Here is a 21503-nt window from a genome sequence, read left to right as displayed (position 1 = left end):
CCTCAAGCCGGCTTCGGAATAAAGATCGCGACATTTCGACCTGTGGGAGGCGAGGTTCGCGCGGAAAAGGCAACGGTCTCCTGTTTCGGGAACACAAACGTTGAAGGGCTTGTGTGATTGTATTACACTTACGCAATCGACCTGTTTGAAGAACTTGTGAGGAATGGTCACTTGTGGGTTGTGTATCTACATAATTATGTTTAAATTGTAAAATGTTAACCTCTCGAACGGTTTTCCCTTCTATTATTACGTGGTTGACTCTCAGGCTTCGTGCAGCGCGCCTTCGTTGCTTCCTCTCGAATTCAGTGTCGTTGCCGATGGTTCACTGGGGGTTCCATACACCCAAGGAGGATACCTTTTATGAAATCAATCAAAGCGCCCAACGTCAGCGGCGTGGGCAGTCCCGGCAGGCGCAGCGTGTTCAGCATGTGCGGAATGTGTGCGACACGGTGTCCGATCCAGGTGGAGGTCGAGGACGGCCGCGTGACCTGGATCCAGGGCAATTCTCACGATAAGGCGATGGGCGCCAGTCTCTGCGCCAAGGGGGCGGCGGGACTGTCTCTCGAATACGACGACGACCAGCGTCCCCAATATCCCTTGATCCGCACCGGTCCGAGGGGGGCGGGTCAGTGGCGGAGGGCCGGATGGGACGAGGCCCTGGACTACGTTGCGGATAAACTCAAATCCGTGATCGACAAGTACGGCGGAAAAGGCGTGGTGCTGAGCGACCGCGGAGGCGCTTTCAGCGATCTCACCAAGAGCTTTGTCAAAGCCCTCGGCTCGCCCAACTACTTCACGCACGACTGCACCTGCGGAAGCAACGCCCATCACGCCACGAAGAGCCTTTTCGGAGTCGGACGCACGGGCATGAGCTACGATTTCAAGAATTCCAAACACATCGTGCTCTACGGCCGGAACATCATCGAATCGCTGCAGGTGAAAGAAGCCAAAGACTTCATTCAGGCCCTGCAAAACGGAGCCAAATGCACCTACATCGATCCTAGGGCCACCCTCACCGCCGGCAAAGCCGCCCGTTATTGGCAGATCCGCCCCAATACCGAGTATGCGCTCAATCTGTCCATCATCAACGTGCTCTTGAAAGAAAATCTGTACGATCGCGATTTCGTTACCCGTTGGTCCATCGGCCTGGACGAACTCAGTTCCTTTGTCATGGACAAAACGCCGGAATGGCAGGAAACCTATACCGGCATTCCGGCCCGCGAAGTGCGTAGCTTTGTCAACGAGATCGCCAACGATGCTCCCAAAGCCATTTTTCACGCCGGTTGGATGACCGCGCGTCATTTACAGTCCTTCTACGGCAGCCGAACCGCTCATGCGATCAACGCTCTGCTCGGAGCCATCGAGGTACCGGGAGGATCGATCTTTGCCAAGGGCGCCAAGGACGTTGGGAAAAAGGGGTTAAACAACCTCACCGATCGCATTCCGGCCGTGAAGGATCCCCGAGTGGACGGCTGCGGTTGGAAGCATACGCATTTCGATCCGGGTCCGGGTATTTTACACCTCCTTTTTCCGGCCATCGAAACCGGGGATCCATATAAGGTGGGCGCCTATATCGCCTATCGCCACGACCCGCTCTCGAGCTTGCCGGATCCGGAAGCTACGATGAAGCTACTGGACCGACTGGAACTCCTGGTATCCATCGATGTGAACTACTCGGAAGCGGCCTGGCGCAGCGACGTCATACTTCCTGAATCCACCTATCTGGAACGCGCCAATATCCTCACGGAAAAGACGGGTCCGAAACCCAGTTTCCTCATGCGGGATCAGGCCGTGTCTCCTCGCTTCGACAGCCGGCCGGCCTGGTGGATTTTTCGAGAACTGGCGCGGCGATTGGGTGTTGGAGAGTTCTTCGACTTCGAAAACGTCGAGGAAATCTGGAATTATCAGCTGGAAGGAACAGGCGTCACCGTTGCCCAGCTACGGGAAAAAGGCCAGATTTCCCTGGCGGACAAGCCCGTGTTGTGGGACCGGGAAAAGGGACTGAAATTCAAGACCCCCTCGGGAAAGATCGAATTTACGAGCAGCGTTCTTAAGAAAGCCGGTCTGGACGACTTTGTCGAATTCGCCCCACCGAAGAACATGGAAGGCGACGAGTTTCGTCTGCTTTTCGGACGGTCCGCGGTGCACAACCACGCTCACACCATGAACAATCCGCTGCTGAACGAGCTTCTGGATTACAACCCCATCTGGATCCATCCTTCACGCGCCGAAAAACTGGGCATCGCCGACGGAAGCCTGATCGAGGTGAGCCGGCAGGGTTATGCAGTGAAAGGTCTCGCCAAAGTGACTCCGTGGATTCACCGGGATGCCGTCTTCATGCTGCACGGATTCGGACGAACGGTGCCGCTGCAGAAGCGGGCTTACAACAAGGGAACCGCGGATCAGCGGCTCCAAAAAGGCATGCTGACCGTCTACGATCCCGCCGGAGGGGGCCACGCTCTGTGCGAATGTACCGTTCATGTGCACCCTGCGTAATAAAAGGAGTTTCAAGCCATGAGCAAATACTATCTCCTGCAAGACTCGGAGCGCTGCATCGGATGTCTGGCGTGCGAAGTGCATTGTAAAACCAACAAGGGCCTGGGCGTCGGACCCGCTCTGTGCAAAAACACATGGGTGGGACCCGTCGACGTCAAAGGACTGCCCCGCGTGCGTTTCGTGTTCATGCCGTGCTTTCATTGCGAGGAACCGTGGTGCTTTAAGGTCTGTCCGTCCGGCGCCATAAAGAAACGCGCGTCCGACGGCATTGTATATATCGAACCGGCGCTCTGCATAGGGTGTAAGAGCTGCATCACAGCCTGCCCCTGGGGATCTTGCCAATGGGACCCCGTCACCCAAAAAGCCGTGAAATGCGATTACTGCAAAGACCGTGTGGACGCCGGCCTCAAGCCGGCCTGTGTGACCAAATGTCTCACTCAATGCCTGGAATTCGGGGAAGCCGTCAAGCTTCCGGATTACCGGCGGGATCGTTTTGCCAAATTGGTGGCGGAACACGCCTTCAGTACGGAGACCACTTCGCCGTAGTAGGGAAATCATTCTCTTTTGCTGAGGGAAACTTTAAAAAGTTCCCCTCAGACTCCTTTCAAATTGTTTAAGCATTGCCGCACCGCCGTTGGCGGAGCGGCTGAATCTTTGGACGCAGATTTCCCGGAAATCGTGAAAATGCCGCCAAAGGAACTCATGCGACTTCGTGCTCGTTTCCGGGCCATTTCCGGATGGAAACTAAATAAGGTATAACTCATGGATGTTTACTCGACAGGGTTGTCCCTGGTTCTGGGCCGCGTGCTCACGACATGGTGCGAGCAGATCAATCCAACGACGCTCGATCGCTATCTCGAGATTGGGGGTTTCCAGGGTCTGAGGCGCGCGTTGGATATGAACCCCCTTGAAGTCATGGCCGAACTGAGATCCAGTGGTTTGAGAGACCGGGGCTACCTGGCCGAGCCGGTATACTTGAACTGGAAGCGATTTCAGCGATGGCATGAACCCGGGGTACTGGTGGTGGACGCCACTCAGTACGACGCGCGTTCCGAGTCCAGCGCATTTCTGCTGACGCGCAACCCTTTCGGTCTGGTCGAAGGGTTGCTGATCGCCGCGGTGACATGCGGAGTAGAGCACTGCAGACTGCTGCTCCCGTCCGATCTGCACGATTATGAAACCGGTTTCCTCAACGCTCTCGAAACCATTCTCGAACACGACGTCGCCCGGGGTAACACGCTCAAACTCGAGCTGATCCGCCATCAGGCCCCTTCCATCTGGACGGACGGGCTGTCCCACTCCGAACGACAGGGTGTTCTGGTGCACCCGATCGAGACCTGGTATCACATCGCACTGGTGCTCTCCCTTGGAGCGGAACATTTCAGAACTCTGGGAGTGGAAGGTCAGACCGGCACCTGTTTGCTCACCCTGGGAGGACCCCTCAAACGGCCCGGTCTGGCGGAAGCGCCTCTGGGGGTCGATCTTTGGCATGTAGTCGAGACGTTGGCCGGAGGGCTCACTGACAAGGCGAATCCACTGGCCCTCTCCCTGGACGGAGGCATGGGCGGTTTCCTGCCGGCGCCGGGCGCTCGAGTGCCTCTGGCCCCTGAAGAAATGGCCGCCGCCTTGGTGACTCCCGCGCCCAAAACGGTCTGGCTCTTGGAAAAGAACACCTGCATGGTGGACAGCACCAGGAGGGCTTTGTACCGTTACTGGCTGCTCTCGGAACATGAACAGATCGGGGCCAGAACCCTCATTGCCAGGGCCACCCGCATGGTCACGGAAATCACCGTGGGCAAAGGCATGGATTCCCACTTGGTGGAACTGGAGACCCTGGGGAGGGAGATGGTCGGCCGGGGCCTTGCCGCCGCGTGGCCGTTGTTGAGCTCCCTTACCAACTTCCGGGACCAGTGGGAGAGCCACGTGCGCCGGGAGGCGTGTCCGTCGGGCCGCTGCATCGAACGTAAACCGGCCCCCTGCCACGGGACGTGTCCCGCATGTATCGATATCCCGAGTTTCCTGGCCATGATCGGCCATGAAGACTACAAACAGGCCGCGGGCGCCATCTCGAAAGACAACCCTCTACCGTTTGTATGCGGATTGGTATGTCCGGCTCCCTGCGAGGACGCCTGTTTGAGGGGGAACATGGACGCCCCCATCTATATCAGGGCCATGAAAGCCGTAGCCGCTCATCACGCCCTCGAGGAAGGCGGATATCCCAAACCCCGGAAAGCCAAGAGCACGAAGAAACGAGTGGCTATCGTGGGCTCGGGCCCGGCCGGCCTCACCGCCGCCTACTTTCTGACGCTGAGCGGACACGACGTAACCATCTTCGAGGCCCAAGAGGAAGCAGGGGGAATGCTCCGTTACGGTATTCCGGCTTATCGGCTGCCCAGAGAGGTCCTGGACCGGGAAGTGGGCCGGATCACCGAGTTGGGAGTCGGCATCCGAACCGGTTACGAGATCGGGCATCTGGATGAATTGCGCAACCAGGGCTTCGACGCCTGTTTCCTGGCATTGGGGACCCAACTTTCCCGCATGATTCCCATCGAAGGGAAAGAGTTGCCGTTCGTTCTGGGAGGACTCGATTTCCTCAAGGAAGTTCGCGGCGATCGGAACCCCCGAGTGGGGCCCCGGGTCGTTGTGGTGGGCGGAGGAAACGTGGCCATTGACGTCGCTTTGACGGCGCTGAGACAGGGCGGCCGGCGTGTGGACATCGTCTGCCTGGAAAAACGCCGGGAGATGCCGGCCCACACGTCCGAAATCGAGACGGCTCTCGCTGAAGGCGTGGCCATTCACAATTCGTGGGGACCGGTGAGCGTTTCGGCGGATCACGTTTTTACAGCGCAGCGGTGCACCCGCGTCTTTGACGAGCGGGGACGATTCAATCCCCGGTTCGATCCGGGAAAAAGGATGACCATAGAGGCGGACCACGTGATACTGGCCATAGGACAGGCCACGGATCTGGCCTGCGTGGAAGTGGGAAGCCTCGTGACCGTGGAACGCGGCCTGATCTGCACCGACGAAAACAGCCTGGCTACCGGGGAGCCCGGGGTTTTTGCCGGCGGCGACGTTGTGTACGGTCCCCGAACCGTGGTGGAAGCCGTTCGGGCCGGAAAACAGGCGGCAAACTCCATCGACGCCTATTTGCGCGGCAAGAGCATCGATCCCTCGTGGTCCCAGCCCATACGGCGCGCGGAAGTCGAACCGCTGGACGTAGACGCGAACGCGCGAACCCGTCTGAACCGGCCCGAGATGCCCACCCGGAAAGTGGAAGACCGAAAGGGCAATTTCCAGATCATCGAATTGGGACTGACCGACGAAATGGCCCTCGGTGAAGCGAGCCGCTGTCTCCGATGCGATCTGTGTATCGGGTGCGGGCTGTGCCAACTGGTGTGCAGCGAACTGGGCATCGAGGCCCTGCGCCTGGCCGAGGCCAACGAGGAGAGGCTGGCATTCACCGATTTCACTCGGCCCTCGAACCGATGCGTCGGTTGCGGCGCCTGCGCCAAAGCGTGTCCCACGGGCGCCATCAAAGTTGTGGATAAGGACGGGATTCGATATACCGTGCTCACCGGCACCGTGGTGCGCGAACAGGAGTTGCTGAAGTGCTCGATGTGCGGCAAACCGCACATGTCCCAGGCCTACCTCGAGCATCTCAAACACCGAGTGGGTCCCCAGGCTGTGGAACACGTCGACCGGAACCTGTGCCCGGTTTGCGCCCGCGCCTTAAGGGGCAGAGAGCTGGGGAGCTGGGTGGAGCCGAAGGAAGTGATGACGTTCCGCGCGGCGCCCTAGTGCTGAAATGACGGGTTTGATTTTTTGGCCGTAGGGACGGGTTTAAAACGCGCCGATATGGATCGAGATCTAATAGTAGCAAGTAGGGTGCGCACCGCGCACCATACGTCTGCCGCCCATTCACATAGAGCAGAATAGTTACGCACATCTGAAGTGCGAGAACGTAGGGGCGGGTTTAAAACCCGCCCCTACATCCCCTCGAACATTTGCAACGAAACCATTCTTTAACCAATGCGCTCGAGAAACGCCTCGACGCGCGTTTTGATCTGAGCGACGTCTCCCATACTGTAATCCGTATCCAGCCTGAGGGCCGGAATGCCCGATTCCTCGAGGGCTCTTTCCACCGGAATGGACTCGACCTGATAGGGTTGGCAGAACTGCAGCCCGTAATGGATCACGCCGTCGGCGTCGTAGGTGTCGACCATTTCTTTCAAATGGCTCAGGCGGTCCTCGTTCGGGGTGAAGATGGCGCAGTCCACCTGAAAATACCGGTTCACAATGGCGTCCATGAGTTCTTCGACGCTGTTCCCGGTGGCCGCCGTAAGGTTTCGCGTCCCTCTCTCGCCTACGCACGATTCCTCTCCCACAATGACCGCACCCGAGGTCTCGACGATCCAGGGCGCTTTCCAGTTCGGCACCGCCATGGGACAACCGGACAAGAGAATCCTCGGAGCGCCCTCGGGGAACGGACCCCGTTTCTCGGCTATGCGTCCCTCGAGTTCATCGCAGATCGTGTTGACCGAATGGGTGAATCGCGCGGGATCGTCGTAAAAGAAAACCTGATTCATCAAGAGCGCGTCCAGTCCGGAGATGGGGGCCGGGTCCGCCGTTCGGAGGCTCGAGAGCCTGTGAATGGCGGCGCGCTTGTCGTTCACAATGCCGATGCCTTTCTTGAGCTTCTCAACGTCAATGGTGACTCCGGTCAGTCCTTCCACCGCCCGCATGAACTTTTCGAATTCGGCTTTGAGCAGCGACTTGCCTTGCTCGGATTTCGTCTGCGGAAGATCCATTACGTACAGGTTGTCCACCAGGGTATCCAGTGTTTCGTACGATTTCTTCTTTCCATCACAGGTATTTTCCCCCACGATCATGTCCGCGGACTCGATGTAGGGGCACACCTTGCCCAGCTTGAATCCAAAGGCCGACTTGATCAGGGCGCACGTGTTCCTGGGCAAAAGCTTATCGACTTCCTCGGTGGCGAAGTCGGCTCCGGTGCACAATCCCACCAGGGTTGCGTCCGCGGCCCGCACGATTTCCTCGGGGACGAAAACGCAGAAGGAGCCGATGACTTTGCGCCCCTCCTTTTTGCCTTCGAGCAGTTCTTTGATACGCAATCCGTGCACTTCGCTCATGACGAAGTCGAAGTACTCCATACCTTTGGGCCGCTCTTGCTGCTGCAGGAATATACTCTTGTAGCCCTCGCCGAGCGTTTGCATCAAAACGTCGTGCGCGGCGAGATCGAGTCCCAGTTGTTGCCACATCGCCTCGTAACTCATACTCGGAACCTCCTGAAGAAGCGTTTGAAGTAAGTATCTCCAATCGGTGGCAGTATAATATTGTATTATTCGATACAACAAATAGGTAATACCGATGTAATGAGTCCCTTCGAATTCAGGTTACCGATGGCAAGGCGATGGGGTGTGAAACCGTGCAGCCCGGCATACGGGGATGTGTCACGATTCGTCAACCCGGCTATCTCCCGTAAAACGGGACCCGAATCGTTATCCATACTCATTTGATATCATGTAAGTTTCCTGGCTTCCGGACTTCACTGCCTTCGTGCGGAAGGACGTTTCTGACATCGCGACACCGTCTCCATCGGCTGACATCCACACCTCGGTTACCGTATGAAGGAAACAAGAGAGAGGTGCTGTCGATTTTACACTTTTACTCTTGTCGACAATGTGCTATGGTCTCACTCGATTTTGTTCCAACAACCAAGTGGAAACGAACAAGACCATGAAACCGGACCATTCCAACGGACAACATGAAAAGGCCTACGAAGCCCTCGGGAAACCCCTGACTCTGGTGGACCAGATCTACAAATCCCTGGGGCGCGCCATCGCCATGGGCCACATCCGGACCGGGCAACTGCTGAAAGAAACCGACCTGCAAAAAGCGTTCGGCGTGAGCCGGGCGCCCATTCGGGAAGCCCTCCGCATGTTGGAGTCCGACGACCTGGTAGTGGTCGACGCCTACAAGAAGAGGTACGTGCGCCAAATCACGCGAAAATATATTGAGGATTTGATCCCCGTGATGGCCGCTTTGGAGTCACTTGCCGCCGGTCTGGCCGCCGTCAAACTCACGGACGCTCATATCACACTGCTCAAACAGCTGAACAAAGACATGTCCGAAGCGTATGAACATGAGCAGTACGAACGATGCGCCGAGCTGAATTTCGACTTTCACAAGACCTACGTGAAGGCGGCGGATAATCAGGTGATCCACGGCACCATACGGTCTCTGAAGAAAGCCATCGTTTGGTTTTGGATGTGCAATTTCTACTACCGGGATCATGACGTCATACCTCAATCCATTCGAGAACATGAGCGCATCATCGAAAGTTTTGAGGCACGGGATAGTGTCCGGGCGGAACACCAGGTTAGGGCCCATGTTACGGGCATCGTTCAGAAATCATTGGAAACCGCTGCTTTCAACCCGGATGGATTTTTCGTGACTGCGGACTCTCAAGCTTCCTGAGAGATGGGTACACTCTACTACCGGACAGAAAAGCCATAGAGAGACAGCATGGACCGCCCGGCTCTTCACGGAATACAGGTGCTGGATTGTACGAATCTGCTTCCCGGACCCTACTGCACGATGATCCTGGCGGACCTGGGGGCAAAGGTGATTAAGGTCGAACGGACCCCAGCCGGCGACCCGTTACGCAGCATCCTGCCTTTGGGTTTTGACTACCTGAATAACCATAAGAAGCTGATCACGCTGGACCTCAAACAACCGGAAGGCGTCGATGTCTTCTTGAGATTGTCTCGACATGCCGACGTTGTAGTGGAAGGATTCAGGCCCGGAGTAGCCTCTCGCTTGGGCATTGACTTCGAAACCGTCAAGAAAGCCAATCCGTCCGTCATTTACTGCTCCATTTCCGGCTACGGTCAAACGGGTCCGTATGCGCTTCTTCCCGGCCATGACATCAATTATCAAGGAGTCGCGGGCCTGTTGAGTATCTCCGGAGACCCGGAGCAGGGGCCCCAAAACCCATACGGCTTCCAGGTAGCGGACCTGAGCGGCGCCATGTACGCGGCGACAGCCATCCTTGCCGCGCTTCTCAGAGCCCGGCATTCGCCCACCCCCCTTTACCTGGACGTCAGCATGACGGAAAGCCTGGCCATGTGGATGATGCCTCGTTTTCTGGAATTCCTGGATCGTGGCCGGCCTTGCAAAGAAAAGTTCATGGGAAGAGGCCCTTACGGGGTGTTCGAAACCAAAGACGGCCAATACCTGACTCTGGGCGTTGTCGAAGACCACTTCTGGGACAACTTGTGCCGGGCCCTGGGACTCGAGGATCTGGCGTCGGATGCGTCCCTCCGGTCTTGGGTTGCACGCAACGAGAACAGGAGCAGGATCGTCTCCAGGATTCAAGCGGTCATCAAAAGACACGATCTCGAGTATTGGCTGGCTGCGCTATCCAAAGCGGACGTGCCCGTGGCTCCGGTAGCGACCTTCGACACCTGGATGCGCGATCCCCAGTTAAGCCATCGTAATCTGATTCCAATGGATCCGGGGGGACGGGTGGTGACGCGTGACCTGCCGCGTTTCCCCGTGGCCCTGTCCGCCGGCTCCCGGACCTCGGCACCCGGCGAACCCGTTCTTGGAAGGGACACCGGCCCCATATTGACGGAAGCCGGTTTCAGTCCAGAGGAAATACGGTCTCTGAAGCAAGCGCGTATTTGTTGATGCATCCTCGTGTCCCAAGGGCCGCGTTCAGAAGGGGAGAAATCGTATGGACTTCAGCTTCACAGAGGAACAGAGAATACTCAAAGATACGGTGCGGAAATTCCTGGAAAAAGAAATAGCACCCCTCGTGGACGATTACGAGCGGGAGCGCAAGCCTCTCACCAAAGACATAGTGAAGAAGTTGGAACCGTTCGGCTACACGCAAGCCCTTATCCCGGAGCAAATGGGCGGACTTGGGCTCGATTTCATCAGCTACTACATTCTGGTCGAGGAACTGGCCCGGGTTTGGGGTTCCCTCCGCACCATCACCACCACAACCGGAATGGTGACCTACTCCATTGCCAAGCATGGAACCGCCGGCCAGAAGGATAGGTTTGTATCGGGCTTGCTTTCCGTGGATACGCTGGGGTGTTTCGCCCTCACGGAACCCAACGTGGGATCCGACGTGAGTTCCATTGAAACCAAGGCCGAACGTGATGGCGATTACTATGTCCTCAACGGCACGAAAACGCTCATTACGGGCGGAAGTATGGCGGATGTGGCCATCGTGTACGCCACGGTGGACCGTTCCAAAAAAGGGGAAGGCATCACCGCCTTCATTGTGGACAAAGAGGAGTCCCCTTTCGGCGCACGGGATATCCGAAAGATGGGTATGCACGCATCCGTGCTCTCGGAACTGTCCTTCGAGGACTGCCGAGTCCCTGCGGCGAACCGTCTGGGCGATGAAGGAAGGGGCATGAAGATCGCTTTGAGCGGACTCAACATAGGCCGGGTGACCGTCACCTTTGCCGTCACCGGAATCGGCCAGGCCGCCCTCGATGCTTCCATCGACTACGCCAAAGAACGGGTCCAGTTCGGCAGGCCCATCGGCAAGTTTCAGCTGGTGCAGGAAATGATCGTCGACATGGCCCTCAAAGTGGATATAGCACGGCTGTTGGGTTACAGGGCGGCGGACCTGTTGGATCGAGGAGTGGAATGCGTGCGCGAAGCCTCGTTCGCGAAGCTCTACGCAACGGAAGCCATGCTCGATGTAACCTACAAGGGAATCCAGATCCACGGAGGATATGGATACACCGAAGAGTTCCCCATGGAACGATACTACCGGGACGTGCGTCATCTCACCATGGCGGAGGGAACCACAGAAATCCAAAAGCTCATTCTCGGGCGCCATATACTGGGAATGTCCGCCTTTGTATGATGCGAGCGTCTCGACTTGAAACGTAATCGGCTTCCGTCGGCGTACGGAAAGCCGGTCCACTTAGGTAAGTATGCAGGGAGAGTCGGAATTCTCGCAGACCGTGGTCCGCTGATGCAAATCGAGATACGATACCCAAGAGGACGGACAACCCCGGCGCAAGGCGACTAGACATTGAATCTTCGGACGGAGCCCGAGGGAGGCCTCGTTTAAGAAAAGTTCCCTCCGATATCCTCTGAACGGACAATAAGAAGGAATACTTCATGGACCTGGGCGTACGGAGCAAGGTAGCGTTCATCACGGGCGGAGGTGAAGGCATCGGGCGGGAGACGGCCCTGACGCTGGCTGCGGAGGGTGCTCATATCGTGGCGTGCGACATGGACCCTGCCGAAGCCGAAAAGACGGCCGGCATGGTCCGGGACCTCGGCGTTGACAGCCTCTGGTTCGGCCTCGATGTTACGGACCGAAATCAGGTGGCCGAGGCGGTCCAAAAAGCGTTGAGCGCCTTCAAATCCATCGACATCCTGATTCACGTCCCCGGACATGGAGAACGCAAACCATTCATCGAAGCAACTCAAGCGGATTGGGATTCTTCCGTCCATTTGAATCTATACGGAGTCTTGAACTCCGCTGCGGCCGTGGTCCGACAGATGGTAACACAGAATCGGGGAAGCATGGTGTTCGTGGTTTCAGATGCGGGTAAGATCGGAGAAACAAACAACTGCGTCTATTCGGCGGCCAAAGCAGGCGTTATCGCATTCAGCAAGGCCCTTGCCAAAGAATTGGGCCGCAACAGCGTACGTGTCAACTGCGTATCGCTTTCCGCCACGAACACCCCCGGTGCAGCCAAACTGAAGGAAGTGATGGCGGAACGTTTCGGTAAGACCGTAGACGAATTGGAAAAAGCGATTCTGAAGAACTATCCGCTCCGGCGTTTTGGAAGAACGCAGGATGCGGCAAATGCCATCTGTTTTCTGGCGTCGGAACGAGCGAGTTGGATCACCGGCCAGGCCCTCAGCGTCAACGGGGGCTATTGCATGGTCTGAAGCGCATACAACGAGAGGAGGCGATCCATTGGCATACGAAACCATATTGTACGAAAAAATTGAAGGTATAGCGACCATTACCCTGAATCGGCCGGAGAGGCGAAACGCCATAAATCCCAGGATGCGCGACGAGATCATCGAGACCCTCGAGGATGCGGGTGTCGACGACGGCATCAAAGTGGTGATCATTACCGGGGGCCTAAAGGTGTTTTGCGCCGGGGCGGACATCAAGGAGTCGCCTGTTCCGGCTCGGCTATGGGACAAGCTCTCGCCCAAACGGACCTACAGCTACTATCATCTGATCGAAGATATGGGTAAACCGGTCATCGCAGCCATTGCCGGCTATTGCCTGGGAGGCGGCCTCGAGCTGGCCTGCACCTGTGATATCCGCATCGGCGCAGACAATGCATTGCTTGGAGATGCGCATTCCAGGATAGGCGTCATCGGCGGTGGAGGTTCCACCCAGAGGCTTCCCCGTCTCATCGGCATAGCAAAGGCCAAGGAACTTATCTTCAGCGGGGAACCCATCGACGCTGTAACAGCCGAACGCATAGGCCTTTTGAACAAAGTAGTTCCAACGGACTCATTGCTCGAAGAAGCACACAGTTGGGCGAATCTCTATAGAGAGCGGCCTCCTCTTGTACTCAAACTCGCGAAGGCCGCCATCAACGACGGTATGCAAATGGCTATGGCCCAGGGCCTGGACTACGAAGCAAAATGCGCCACTCTGGTAAGCTTTACGGAAGATTACAAGGAAGGAATACAGGCCTTTCTCGAGAAGCGGAAGCCGGTATTCAAGGCCGAATAAGACCTTAATGTACAACGTCGGAGACCATAATGAACAGTGAGAGTAACCGGATTCCCATTCACGAGGGTTTTTGGACAACGCCGGCTTCGGAGGATGAACCGCCCCAGCTCATCGGAAGTCAATGCGAATCGTGCGGGGAGAGTTTCTTCCCGAAGAAGGAAAAAGGCTGGTGTACCTACTGCCGGCAAAAGACTTTGAAAGACGTGAGGTTGAGCCCGAGAGGGAAGATCGCCAGCTTCAGCGTGGTCATGCAGCAACCGGGAGGGGGCTTTTATAAGGGACCCGTTCCGTATGCGTATGGAGCCGTCGAGCTGCCGGAGGGCATTTATGTTACGACGTTGTTCAAAACCGACGATTTTGACGAACTTGAACTGCACAGAGACGTCGAGCTCGTAATTGATAAGTTGTGTGAGGACGAAGAAGGCCGCGACATCGTAACGTTCAAGTTCATGCCTGTTTAGCCTGTGGTGTCTGGGGGAGATGTATGAAGGACATGAGTGAGATGAGAGAAGTCCTGGTGGCGGGGTTCGGACTGACCAAATGGGGGTATTACCCTGATCAGGAATGCTACGACTTTGGAAGCGAGGCCATACTGAACGCACTCGAAGATTCGGGTTTTACTTGGAACGATGTGCAAGCGGCATTTTGCGGGAGCGTGTATCAGGGAACCGGATCCGGCCATCAGGCCATAAAGGAAGTCGGATTGACCGGTATTCCCGTGGTGAACGTCGAGAACGCGTGTTCGAGCGGTTCTTCGGCCTTCCGCCTGGCATGCCAATCCGTAGCCGCGGAACTCTACGATACCGTTCTGGTCCTCGGCATGGAGAAAATGCCGCGGGGTCCGATCCCCAGCACGGCTTTCAGGCCATGGGAACTGGCTTCCGGCTTCAACGTTCAGATGGCGAACTATGCCAATGAGACCGTGGTATACATGGAAGAAACCGGCGCCACGGTGGAGGACTTCGCGCGGGTCACGGTGAAAAACAGAAAGAACGGCGTTCACAACCCGCACGCCCGATTCCAAAAAGAAGTCACCATGGAAGAAGTGTTGAATTCCCGGATGGTGGCAACCCCTCTGCGATTGTTCCATTGCTGCCCTCTGGCCGACGGCGCGGCCGCCGCCATCGTGTGCAGTCGCGACAGGATCCCTTCCGCACAACGGGCCGTGACCGTAAAGGCGTGTTCGCTGACGTCGGGGGTCTATGGAGAGCACTCTATAATGGCGGGGATCTCCAAGAGCCGCAATCACCCCCCCGCTTTAGGCATCGTCGAGCTTTCCGCCAAACAGGCTTTCGAGACTTCCGGATACGGACCGGAAGACATGGACGTTGTACAGGCGTACGACACCATGGCGCCCGCCGAGCTGTGGGACATCGAGAAACTGGGCTTCTGCAAAAAGGGCGAAGCTCCCCGTCTGCTGAAAGAGGGAGCGTTCGATATCGGTGGAAAAACCCCTGTAAACACGGACGGTGGTCTCATGTCCCGGGGTCATCCGTTGGGCGCTACAGGCTTGGGCCAGATATGCGAGTTGGTTTGCCAATTACGCGGGGAGGCGGGGAAACGGCAGGTGGCGGGAGCCCGAATCGGCATGGCCCATGCCATGGGCGCCGGCCCCAACAGTTCGGTCACGATCCTCGAGGCCCGCTGAACACTCGAAGGGGCGACGAAATGATGGAACATTTCAACGAACCCTGGTTTCAACCGGAGTTCACCGCCGGTCCGGATAAGGTGACTTCACTGAAGGACGCCGTCAGGGAGCACGTAAAGCCCGGAATCCTGCTTCACGTCGGTCAGGTGGGGGCGCGGTGGTGCACGGCCATTCTGTTTGAAATCGCCCGCCAGTTCTGGGGCAGGAAAAACAGCCTCGAGCTCGTGGCGCTGTCCATGAATCTCCCCCAGGCGGTTCTGGTGCATGGGGGACTCGTGTCCAAGATCATTACCTGCTACTTCGGAGACCCATACTATACACCCGGCCCCAACGCCGTGTTCCAACGATCTCTCCAGGATGGGTCGCTGAAGGCCGAGCACTGGTCCCTTCTCACGCTGCCCCTGCGCCTGCAGGCCGGGGCTATGGGTGTACCTTTCCTGCCGACCAAGTCCCTTCTCGGGAGTTCCCTTGAGCGGGAGAATCCGGATACGTTCCTTGCAATGGACGATCCCTTCGACAAAGAACGACGGATCGGACTGGTGAAAGCATTGACGCCGGACCTCTCGATTCTGCACGCCTGGATGGCTGACAGCCAAGGAAACGCAGTATTTCTGCCTCCGCTCAGCGAAAACCTTTACGGAGCCATGGCCAGCCGCCAGGGAGTGGTCCTGAGCGCCGAGAAAATCGTGTCAACGGAAACCATACGCAGATACAATCACCTGGTGCGGCTGCCGGGGACTTTCGTGCGGTCGGTTTCGGAGGTACCCTTCGGCGCGCATCCCGGGGGATTGTCTCGCATAGGCATGGTTGATCTCGATGTATACGCCGAGGACTACGATTTCATCGACGAGGGGCGGCGGTGCGAGAAATCCGAGGAAGAATTTGAAGCCTGGGTCCAGGAATGGGTGTTGTCCTGCGATTCGCATGAAGCATACCTCGAAAAGCTGGGCCGGGATCGATTGTTGAGGCTCAAGGGCGAGTCCCATTTCGACATGTGGAAATTCGAGGTCGGGGCTGAAAAGAACATATCTAGAAGCCCCTCCTACACACCCGTCGAGATGGCTGCGGTGGCCATGTCCCGCAAGCTCAAAGAAACGATCATCCGGAACGAATATAAGACGATGCTCTGCGGCGCCGGCATATCCAACCTCGCTGCCTGGCTGTGCTTCTACAACCTCCGAAAGGAAGGATATGACATCGATTTGATCGCGGAAGTCGGCCTCTACGGGTACGTTCCGCGTCCCATGGACCCTTCCATTTTCAATCATCGAAACTTCTGCACGTGTAAGATGGTGTGCGATATCCAAACGGTAATGGGTTTGATATTGAGTGGGCGCCATGGGTCCTGTATCGGCGCGATCGGAGCCGCGGAGATTGACCCTTTGGGGAACGTGAATACGACCAGAACGAGCGAAGGCACATTCATAACGGGATCGGGAGGCGCCAACGACGTGGCCAGTGCGGCCAGAGAGATGATGGTGCTCGTGGGGCAGTCCAAGAACCGTTTCAAAAAGCACCTCGGGTATGTGACCTCTCCGGGAGACAACCTGCGCGTCGTGGTCTCCACGTTGGGCCTCTTCGAACGGGAGCGTGCGGGGGAGGAACTGGTCCTGACAGCCTGCTTTCCGTGCTGCTCGGGCCAATCGCACGTTACACCGGAGGAGATCCGGGAACGTTGCGGGTGGGACCTCAAGCAGGCGCCGAATATCGAGATATTGGACCCTCCCGTGCAACTCGAGCTGGACATCATCCGGTCCTTCGATCCCAATAGATACTATTTAGGCAAGAAAGCGGAGTAAATCCCGTTAATAAGCGCATATTCCCATCAAACAATGGAGGAGCCCATGGATTTCGAGGACATTATCTACGAAAAGAAAGACGGAATTGCCACTATAACGATCAATCGGCCAAAAAAGCTTAACGCGTTCCGAACGGAAACCCTCATAGAAATCGTCAAGGCCTTTGACGATGTGATCGTGGATCGAACCATCGGTGTGGTGGTTTTCACGGGGGCCGGAAACAGGGCCTTTTGCGTGGGCGGAGATGCGGGCGAGTCTTCCGGGGCGGGGTACAAGCCGGAACTGCTCACGTACGTGAGCATGGTTCACGACGCCATTCGAAGAGTGCCGATGCCCGTGATCGCGGCCGTAAATGGATATGCCATCGGAGGCGGGCACGTGTTTCACTGCATATGCGACCTCACCATCGCATCCGAAAATGCTGTTTTCGCGCAGGTGGGTCCTCGAGTGGGCAGCTTCGACGCCGGATTCGGAGCCGGCTACCTGGCGCGTCTAGTGGGTGAGAAAAAGGCCCGGGAGATCTGGTTCCTGTGCGAACAGTACAATGCCCGGCAAGCAATGGACATGGGACTCGTCAACAAGGTCGTGCCGCCTGAAAAGCTGCGCGAAGAAGTAGACGCCTGGTGTCAGAAGATCCTATCCATGAGCCCGACGGCGATCAGGGTACTAAAGGCATCCTTCAACAGGGAGACCGACCATCTAATGGGCTCGGAAGCCATGGGCGGCGCCGCAACCTGGTTGTACTATCAAAGCGAAGAAGCTCAGGAAGGTAAAAACGCGTATCTCGAAAAAAGACCTACCGACTTTTCCAGGTTCAGGAGGTAGCTATTCCGTACTGCTTCGTGTTTTTCGTGTTTAACGTTCACCTGCTCTTCCCGCAGGGTACCCAAGAGAGCAAGAAAGGAGACCCGATATGTTTGATTTGACCGGTAAGATCGCCGTAGTAACGGGTGGCGCAAGAGGCATAGGCAAAGGCATATGCTCCTGCCTTGCCACACAGGGCGCCGGCATTGCCATGATCGACGTACTCGAGAAGGAAGCCGATGAAACGTGTAAGGAACTTAAGCAGTTAGGTCGAACAGTCCGATTTTATAGAGCCGACATCACGGATCGTGAATCCATAGTCGCGACCATGCAAAGGATTATATCCGACTTCGAGAAAGTCGATATTCTCGTGAATAATGCCGGCTGGGACAAGATCGAACCGTTTGTAAAGAATACGCCGGATGTGTGGGAAAAAATCGTACAAATCAACTACATGGGAACCATCCATTGCACCCGCGCCGTTGTGGAACACATGATGTCCAGGAATCGCGGAAGAATCATCAATATCAGCTCCGACGCCGGCAGGGTGGGCAGCACGGGAGAGGCGGTATATTCCGGGACGAAAGGCGCCATTATAGCGTTTAGCAAAACCATGGCCAGAGAATTGGCCCGGAACAACGTCACCGTCAATACCGTTTGTCCGGGACCGACCATGACACCGATGATCACCGCCATGGTTGAAGTGGATGAGTTCGTCGCAAAGGTCTTCGCCGCCATGGACAGGATAATTCCTCTGCGGCGCATGGGCGCGCCCGAAGACATCGGCGCGGCCGTGACGTTTTTGGCCAGCGACGAGGCGAATTTCATCACGGGGCAAACGTTGAGCGTAAGCGGCGGTCTGACCATGGCTTAGGGCTCGAGCCGGGCCGGGCCACGGCACGGGCATTCGGGCCTCGGGATCGGACGCACAATCGCTCCTCTGCCCGTGCATGACACGGATGTATGGCATCTCCTTACCAAGTACAGTTTTGGGAAACCTGACCTCCTTTGATCGTGGAAGCATCGAAACCGGTTCCGGCGTACGATTTCGGGGATGTTCCATTCTTACGGTGTGGGTAATTCCAAACTCATCATTGCCGGGAACGGGGTTGCAGTGCTCACTCGGCGCCACACTATTTATTGTGGCCCCTTGAGTACAGTGTATGCCTCGTTCGGCGGAGTACATGGTTTTTGCACCAAACAAACACCAAGGGAGGTAAGTATGCCGGAACAGAACAGCGAGGCGAAAAAAGGCGGAGTCGATGTACGGGTTCCCGAGGGCAAGTTGGAAACGTCCCCTAATCCGGGGCACGTTATGTTGGAAGTCCTGAAGGAAAACGGGGTGGACATCTTTTTCGGAGTCTCGGGCGGACATATGTGGCTCTGGGTGGATGCCTTGATCAAGGGAGGGATTAAGCACGTCACAACACGGCACGAACAGAGCGGAGGCTATGCAGCGGAAGCCTATGCACGCACCACCGGCAAAATCGGAGTCTGCTGCGGCACGGTGGGACCCGGGTCGACCAACTTGGTGGCGCCCGTCCACCAGGCGCATTTGAGCAATACCCCGCTGCTGGCGCTTTTGGCCGGTCATGAGGCTAACGACGATGGAGCGTACACGCTTCAAGAATGCTATGCGGAAAAAATTTATGAAAGTTTTGCTAAAGTTTCGAAACGGGTGATTGACTCACGGTCATATAAATTTTGGTTTACCAAAGCCATTCGGAAAGCCATGGAACTGCCCAAAGGACCGTCGGTCCTCGAATTCGAGCTCAATGCGGCTACCGGCAACTACCCACCTAACCACAACCTGTACACCGAAAACTGGTTGAAAGAACCCATCGCCGAGTCGTATCCGAATCCCAAATCCGTGGATCGCGTGTTGGAACTGATGTTTGCCAGCGAGAAACCGGTGCTGTACGTAGGTGACGAGATTCTCTGGAACAATTGCCAGGCCGAACTGCGGGAACTCGCCCGTTTGGCTCAGATTCCGGTGATGGGCCGGCGGGGCGGCCGGGGCTCGATCCCCGAAGACGATCCCCTGATTTGGCGGGCGGGCAACATCGGACTCGAATCGGACCTCTTTGTCATCCTGGGCGCACGCATGGACTTTTTTGACTTTTTCGGCAATCGGTTTCAGATTAAACGCGCCATCCAGATATCGGAGACCGCCGAGTATATCCACCCATGGATTCCTACGGAGGTCGCCATCCAGGCAAACGTGAAAACGACCATCCAGGCTATGATCGACGCCATCAAGAATAACACCCTGTCTCCGCCTGCGAAACGTTCGGATTGGCTGGAGAGAGTAAAGAAAGTGGAACAGGAGAGGTCCTCCCACCTGGAAAAACGAGCGCTTCAATTCAAAGATTTAAGCCCGGTGCATCCGGCCTGGCTGAGCAAGGTCATCTGTGACACGGTGGACGAGATGTACAAGGGTGACGTCTGCTATATCATGGACGCCTTTACCGGAAGCAATATACTGAGTCCCTATATCAAGGCCAAAAATGCGGGCCAGGTGATTGATTCCGGGCCGCACGCGGGGGTTGGTCACGGTATCGGACAGGCCATAGGGGCCGCTTTCGGGTATGATAAAAAGAAGATGATATTCGCCATGATGGGCGACGCCGGCATGGGTCTTTCGGGAATGGACGTTGAAACCGCCCTGCGGCACAAATTACCCATTGTATACCTGGTCAACAACAATGACGGCTGGATCGGAGGCTCGGATGCTCAATACGGGAAAAATCTTGGTTGGTACGGGCTTCCCGAGGGCGAAGTGCTTCCGCACTATTTCATCCCGAACCAACGATATGATCGCATGTTCGAAGCGATCGGCTGTCATACCGAGTGGGTCACCCAACCGGAAAAGATAGGCGCTGCGTTGAAGAAAGCCTTCTCCGCAGCGGAACAGGGCAAGACGGCCGTCATCAATGTGGACGTGGACAAGCGTCCGGTGCAGGCCATTTTGGATAGTCCCATTTGCGCCATCATGTGGAAGCATCTGCCTTGGAATGAAACCACCCGCTATATGAGAAAGATGCGGTCCAAGTTCATCCCCGGTATGTACCCCTTTGAAGAATACGGTGTGGAAACCGAAGGCTACGACCGTTGGGATCTTCAGGAAGAAGACTTCGAACTCGGCGTCAAATAACCCCTCTATTCTCGGGGCATTGCGGCCCGGCCGCAATGCCCTTCGCATACCATCGTCGGACGGATGCAAGCGTCGCCTTCGTGCTCTCCAACTCTTTGAATATTAGGGGCAACTCCTCGGATTCACCCCGTAACAGCCAAATTAGGGGTGGCGTGGACAACTTGTTTGTCCACGTTGCGCAGCAACAAGAGGTCACACCGGAATTGTTGCATCCTTCGTGTGTGTGATGGAAGACGTACAGCCGCTTCATGTCCTTTGGAGCCTGGTACCGCAGATTCACCCAAATGGATATCAAGACGGGCTGACGCGTCGAAGCGTAGGTTGGGTTGAGCATCGCGAAACCCAACAATACCAATAGGTTGGGATACGCTCGCTGCAGTCGATAACCCAGCCCACCTCGATATCGCGTGAGCACCGTTGAAGACCGTAGGGGCAGGGCCCCGCGCCTGCCCTATCTATCATGGCGGGTACAGGGACCCGCCCCTTCTCGATTCTCGTTTGTCCACGTTGCGCAGCAACAAGAGGTTGTAGGACTGGCCTGGGATACGAACGGACGTTAGATTTATGCACCATTACGCCGATTTGACCTTGACCCAAATCGTTGGGCCAACTATAGGATCCCTCTGCAAACACTCATCGGGACAGGACCTCTTGTCCTCGGAGTTAAGATAATCTGGCACACATGTCTCAAGGATCGACGCACTAATGACTAAACGTCACCCGATACGAGCCATTATATATGAATGGAGATACCATCTTTTGAGGGGACTCCAAGGATTTAGATTCTATGATCAAATGAGATAACCACTTTGCTTAAACATGTACAATTTTTGCCATGCT

Annotated in this window: 15 protein-coding genes; 14 read left to right on the top strand and 1 reads right to left on the bottom strand. The window is 56.4% G+C overall.

Annotation, left to right across the window (positions count from 1 at the left end; genetic code table 11):
• The first annotated feature begins 360 nt into the window (after positions 1–360).
• From HY788_03375 to HY788_03365, 3 genes are all read left to right on the top strand, one after another.
• A complete protein-coding gene (locus tag HY788_03375; protein MBI4773217.1) occupies positions 361–2496 on the top strand; it encodes a molybdopterin-dependent oxidoreductase in 2136 nt (711 codons plus the stop codon).
• Between the two features lie 18 nt (positions 2497–2514).
• On the top strand, positions 2515–3042 hold the full coding sequence (locus HY788_03370) for a 4Fe-4S dicluster domain-containing protein (protein MBI4773216.1): 528 nt from the start codon (positions 2515–2517) through the stop codon (positions 3040–3042).
• 216 nt (positions 3043–3258) lie between these two features.
• Positions 3259–6294 (top strand): FAD-dependent oxidoreductase, encoded by a 3036-nt coding sequence (locus HY788_03365; protein MBI4773215.1) that lies wholly within the window; start codon positions 3259–3261, stop codon positions 6292–6294.
• A 224-nt stretch (positions 6295–6518) separates the two neighbouring features.
• Here the strand turns inward: HY788_03365 and HY788_03360 are convergent, their stop codons facing one another.
• Complete coding sequence (locus HY788_03360) at positions 6519–7790, bottom strand: 2-hydroxyacyl-CoA dehydratase (GenBank protein MBI4773214.1); 1272 nt, start codon at positions 7788–7790, stop codon at positions 6519–6521.
• A gap of 463 nt (positions 7791–8253) precedes the next feature.
• Here HY788_03360 and HY788_03355 point away from each other — a divergent pair, with 463 nt between their 5' ends.
• From HY788_03355 to HY788_03305, 11 genes are all read left to right on the top strand, one after another.
• Positions 8254–8994 (top strand): GntR family transcriptional regulator, encoded by a 741-nt coding sequence (locus tag HY788_03355; GenBank protein ID MBI4773213.1) that lies wholly within the window; start codon positions 8254–8256, stop codon positions 8992–8994.
• A 48-nt stretch (positions 8995–9042) separates the two neighbouring features.
• Positions 9043–10209: a CoA transferase gene (locus HY788_03350; protein MBI4773212.1), complete on the top strand. Its 1167-nt coding sequence runs from the start codon at positions 9043–9045 to the stop codon at positions 10207–10209.
• Between the two features lie 46 nt (positions 10210–10255).
• Positions 10256–11407 (top strand): acyl-CoA dehydrogenase family protein, encoded by a 1152-nt coding sequence (locus HY788_03345; protein ID MBI4773211.1) that lies wholly within the window; start codon positions 10256–10258, stop codon positions 11405–11407.
• 260 nt (positions 11408–11667) lie between these two features.
• Positions 11668–12450 (top strand): SDR family oxidoreductase, encoded by a 783-nt coding sequence (locus HY788_03340; GenBank protein MBI4773210.1) that lies wholly within the window; start codon positions 11668–11670, stop codon positions 12448–12450.
• Between the two features lie 28 nt (positions 12451–12478).
• Entirely contained in the window at positions 12479–13258 is a 780-nt protein-coding gene (locus HY788_03335) for an enoyl-CoA hydratase (protein MBI4773209.1), read from the top strand.
• Between the two features lie 29 nt (positions 13259–13287).
• Positions 13288–13719: an OB-fold domain-containing protein gene (locus tag HY788_03330; GenBank protein MBI4773208.1), complete on the top strand. Its 432-nt coding sequence runs from the start codon at positions 13288–13290 to the stop codon at positions 13717–13719.
• A 32-nt stretch (positions 13720–13751) separates the two neighbouring features.
• The gene (locus HY788_03325; GenBank protein ID MBI4773207.1) at positions 13752–14906 is read left to right on the top strand and encodes a thiolase family protein; all 1155 of its coding nucleotides are present in this window, start codon (positions 13752–13754) and stop codon (positions 14904–14906) included.
• Positions 14907–14926: 20 nt separating this feature from the next.
• Positions 14927–16705 carry a hypothetical protein gene (locus HY788_03320; protein ID MBI4773206.1) on the top strand — a complete coding sequence of 593 codons (1779 nt, stop codon included), beginning with the start codon at positions 14927–14929 and terminating at the stop codon, positions 16703–16705.
• Between the two features lie 45 nt (positions 16706–16750).
• Positions 16751–17530 (top strand): enoyl-CoA hydratase/isomerase family protein, encoded by a 780-nt coding sequence (locus HY788_03315; protein ID MBI4773205.1) that lies wholly within the window; start codon positions 16751–16753, stop codon positions 17528–17530.
• A gap of 88 nt (positions 17531–17618) precedes the next feature.
• Positions 17619–18383, top strand: a complete 765-nt coding sequence (locus HY788_03310) for a 3-oxoacyl-ACP reductase FabG (protein ID MBI4773204.1) — start codon at positions 17619–17621, stop codon at positions 18381–18383.
• 348 nt (positions 18384–18731) lie between these two features.
• On the top strand, positions 18732–20663 hold the full coding sequence (locus HY788_03305; GenBank protein ID MBI4773203.1) for a thiamine pyrophosphate-binding protein: 1932 nt from the start codon (positions 18732–18734) through the stop codon (positions 20661–20663).
• The last annotated feature ends 840 nt before the right edge of the window (positions 20664–21503 follow it).

The sequence above is a fragment of the Deltaproteobacteria bacterium genome (assembly GCA_016208165.1).
GTDB lineage: Bacteria > Desulfobacterota > Desulfarculia > JACQYL01 > JACQYL01 > JACQYL01.
The sequence above is the reverse complement of the archived record's forward strand: the minus strand, read 5'-3'. Positions and strand labels throughout refer to the sequence as shown.

Excerpts from the sequence above, each read along its gene's own strand:
- HY788_03375 (MBI4773217.1), top strand. The coding sequence starts at position 361 with ATGAAATCAATCAAAGCGCCCAACGTCAGCGGCGTGGGCAGTCCCGGC.
- HY788_03370 (MBI4773216.1), top strand. The coding sequence starts at position 2,515 with ATGAGCAAATACTATCTCCTGCAAGACTCGGAGCGCTGCATCGGATGT.
- HY788_03365 (MBI4773215.1), top strand. The coding sequence starts at position 3,259 with ATGGATGTTTACTCGACAGGGTTGTCCCTGGTTCTGGGCCGCGTGCTC.
- HY788_03360 (MBI4773214.1), bottom strand. The coding sequence starts at position 7,790 with ATGAGTTACGAGGCGATGTGGCAACAACTGGGACTCGATCTCGCCGCG.
- HY788_03355 (MBI4773213.1), top strand. The coding sequence starts at position 8,254 with ATGAAACCGGACCATTCCAACGGACAACATGAAAAGGCCTACGAAGCC.
- HY788_03350 (MBI4773212.1), top strand. The coding sequence starts at position 9,043 with ATGGACCGCCCGGCTCTTCACGGAATACAGGTGCTGGATTGTACGAAT.
- HY788_03345 (MBI4773211.1), top strand. The coding sequence starts at position 10,256 with ATGGACTTCAGCTTCACAGAGGAACAGAGAATACTCAAAGATACGGTG.
- HY788_03340 (MBI4773210.1), top strand. The coding sequence starts at position 11,668 with ATGGACCTGGGCGTACGGAGCAAGGTAGCGTTCATCACGGGCGGAGGT.
- HY788_03330 (MBI4773208.1), top strand. The coding sequence starts at position 13,288 with ATGAACAGTGAGAGTAACCGGATTCCCATTCACGAGGGTTTTTGGACA.
- HY788_03325 (MBI4773207.1), top strand. The coding sequence starts at position 13,752 with ATGAGTGAGATGAGAGAAGTCCTGGTGGCGGGGTTCGGACTGACCAAA.
- HY788_03320 (MBI4773206.1), top strand. The coding sequence starts at position 14,927 with ATGATGGAACATTTCAACGAACCCTGGTTTCAACCGGAGTTCACCGCC.
- HY788_03315 (MBI4773205.1), top strand. The coding sequence starts at position 16,751 with ATGGATTTCGAGGACATTATCTACGAAAAGAAAGACGGAATTGCCACT.
- HY788_03310 (MBI4773204.1), top strand. The coding sequence starts at position 17,619 with ATGTTTGATTTGACCGGTAAGATCGCCGTAGTAACGGGTGGCGCAAGA.
- HY788_03305 (MBI4773203.1), top strand. The coding sequence starts at position 18,732 with ATGCCGGAACAGAACAGCGAGGCGAAAAAAGGCGGAGTCGATGTACGG.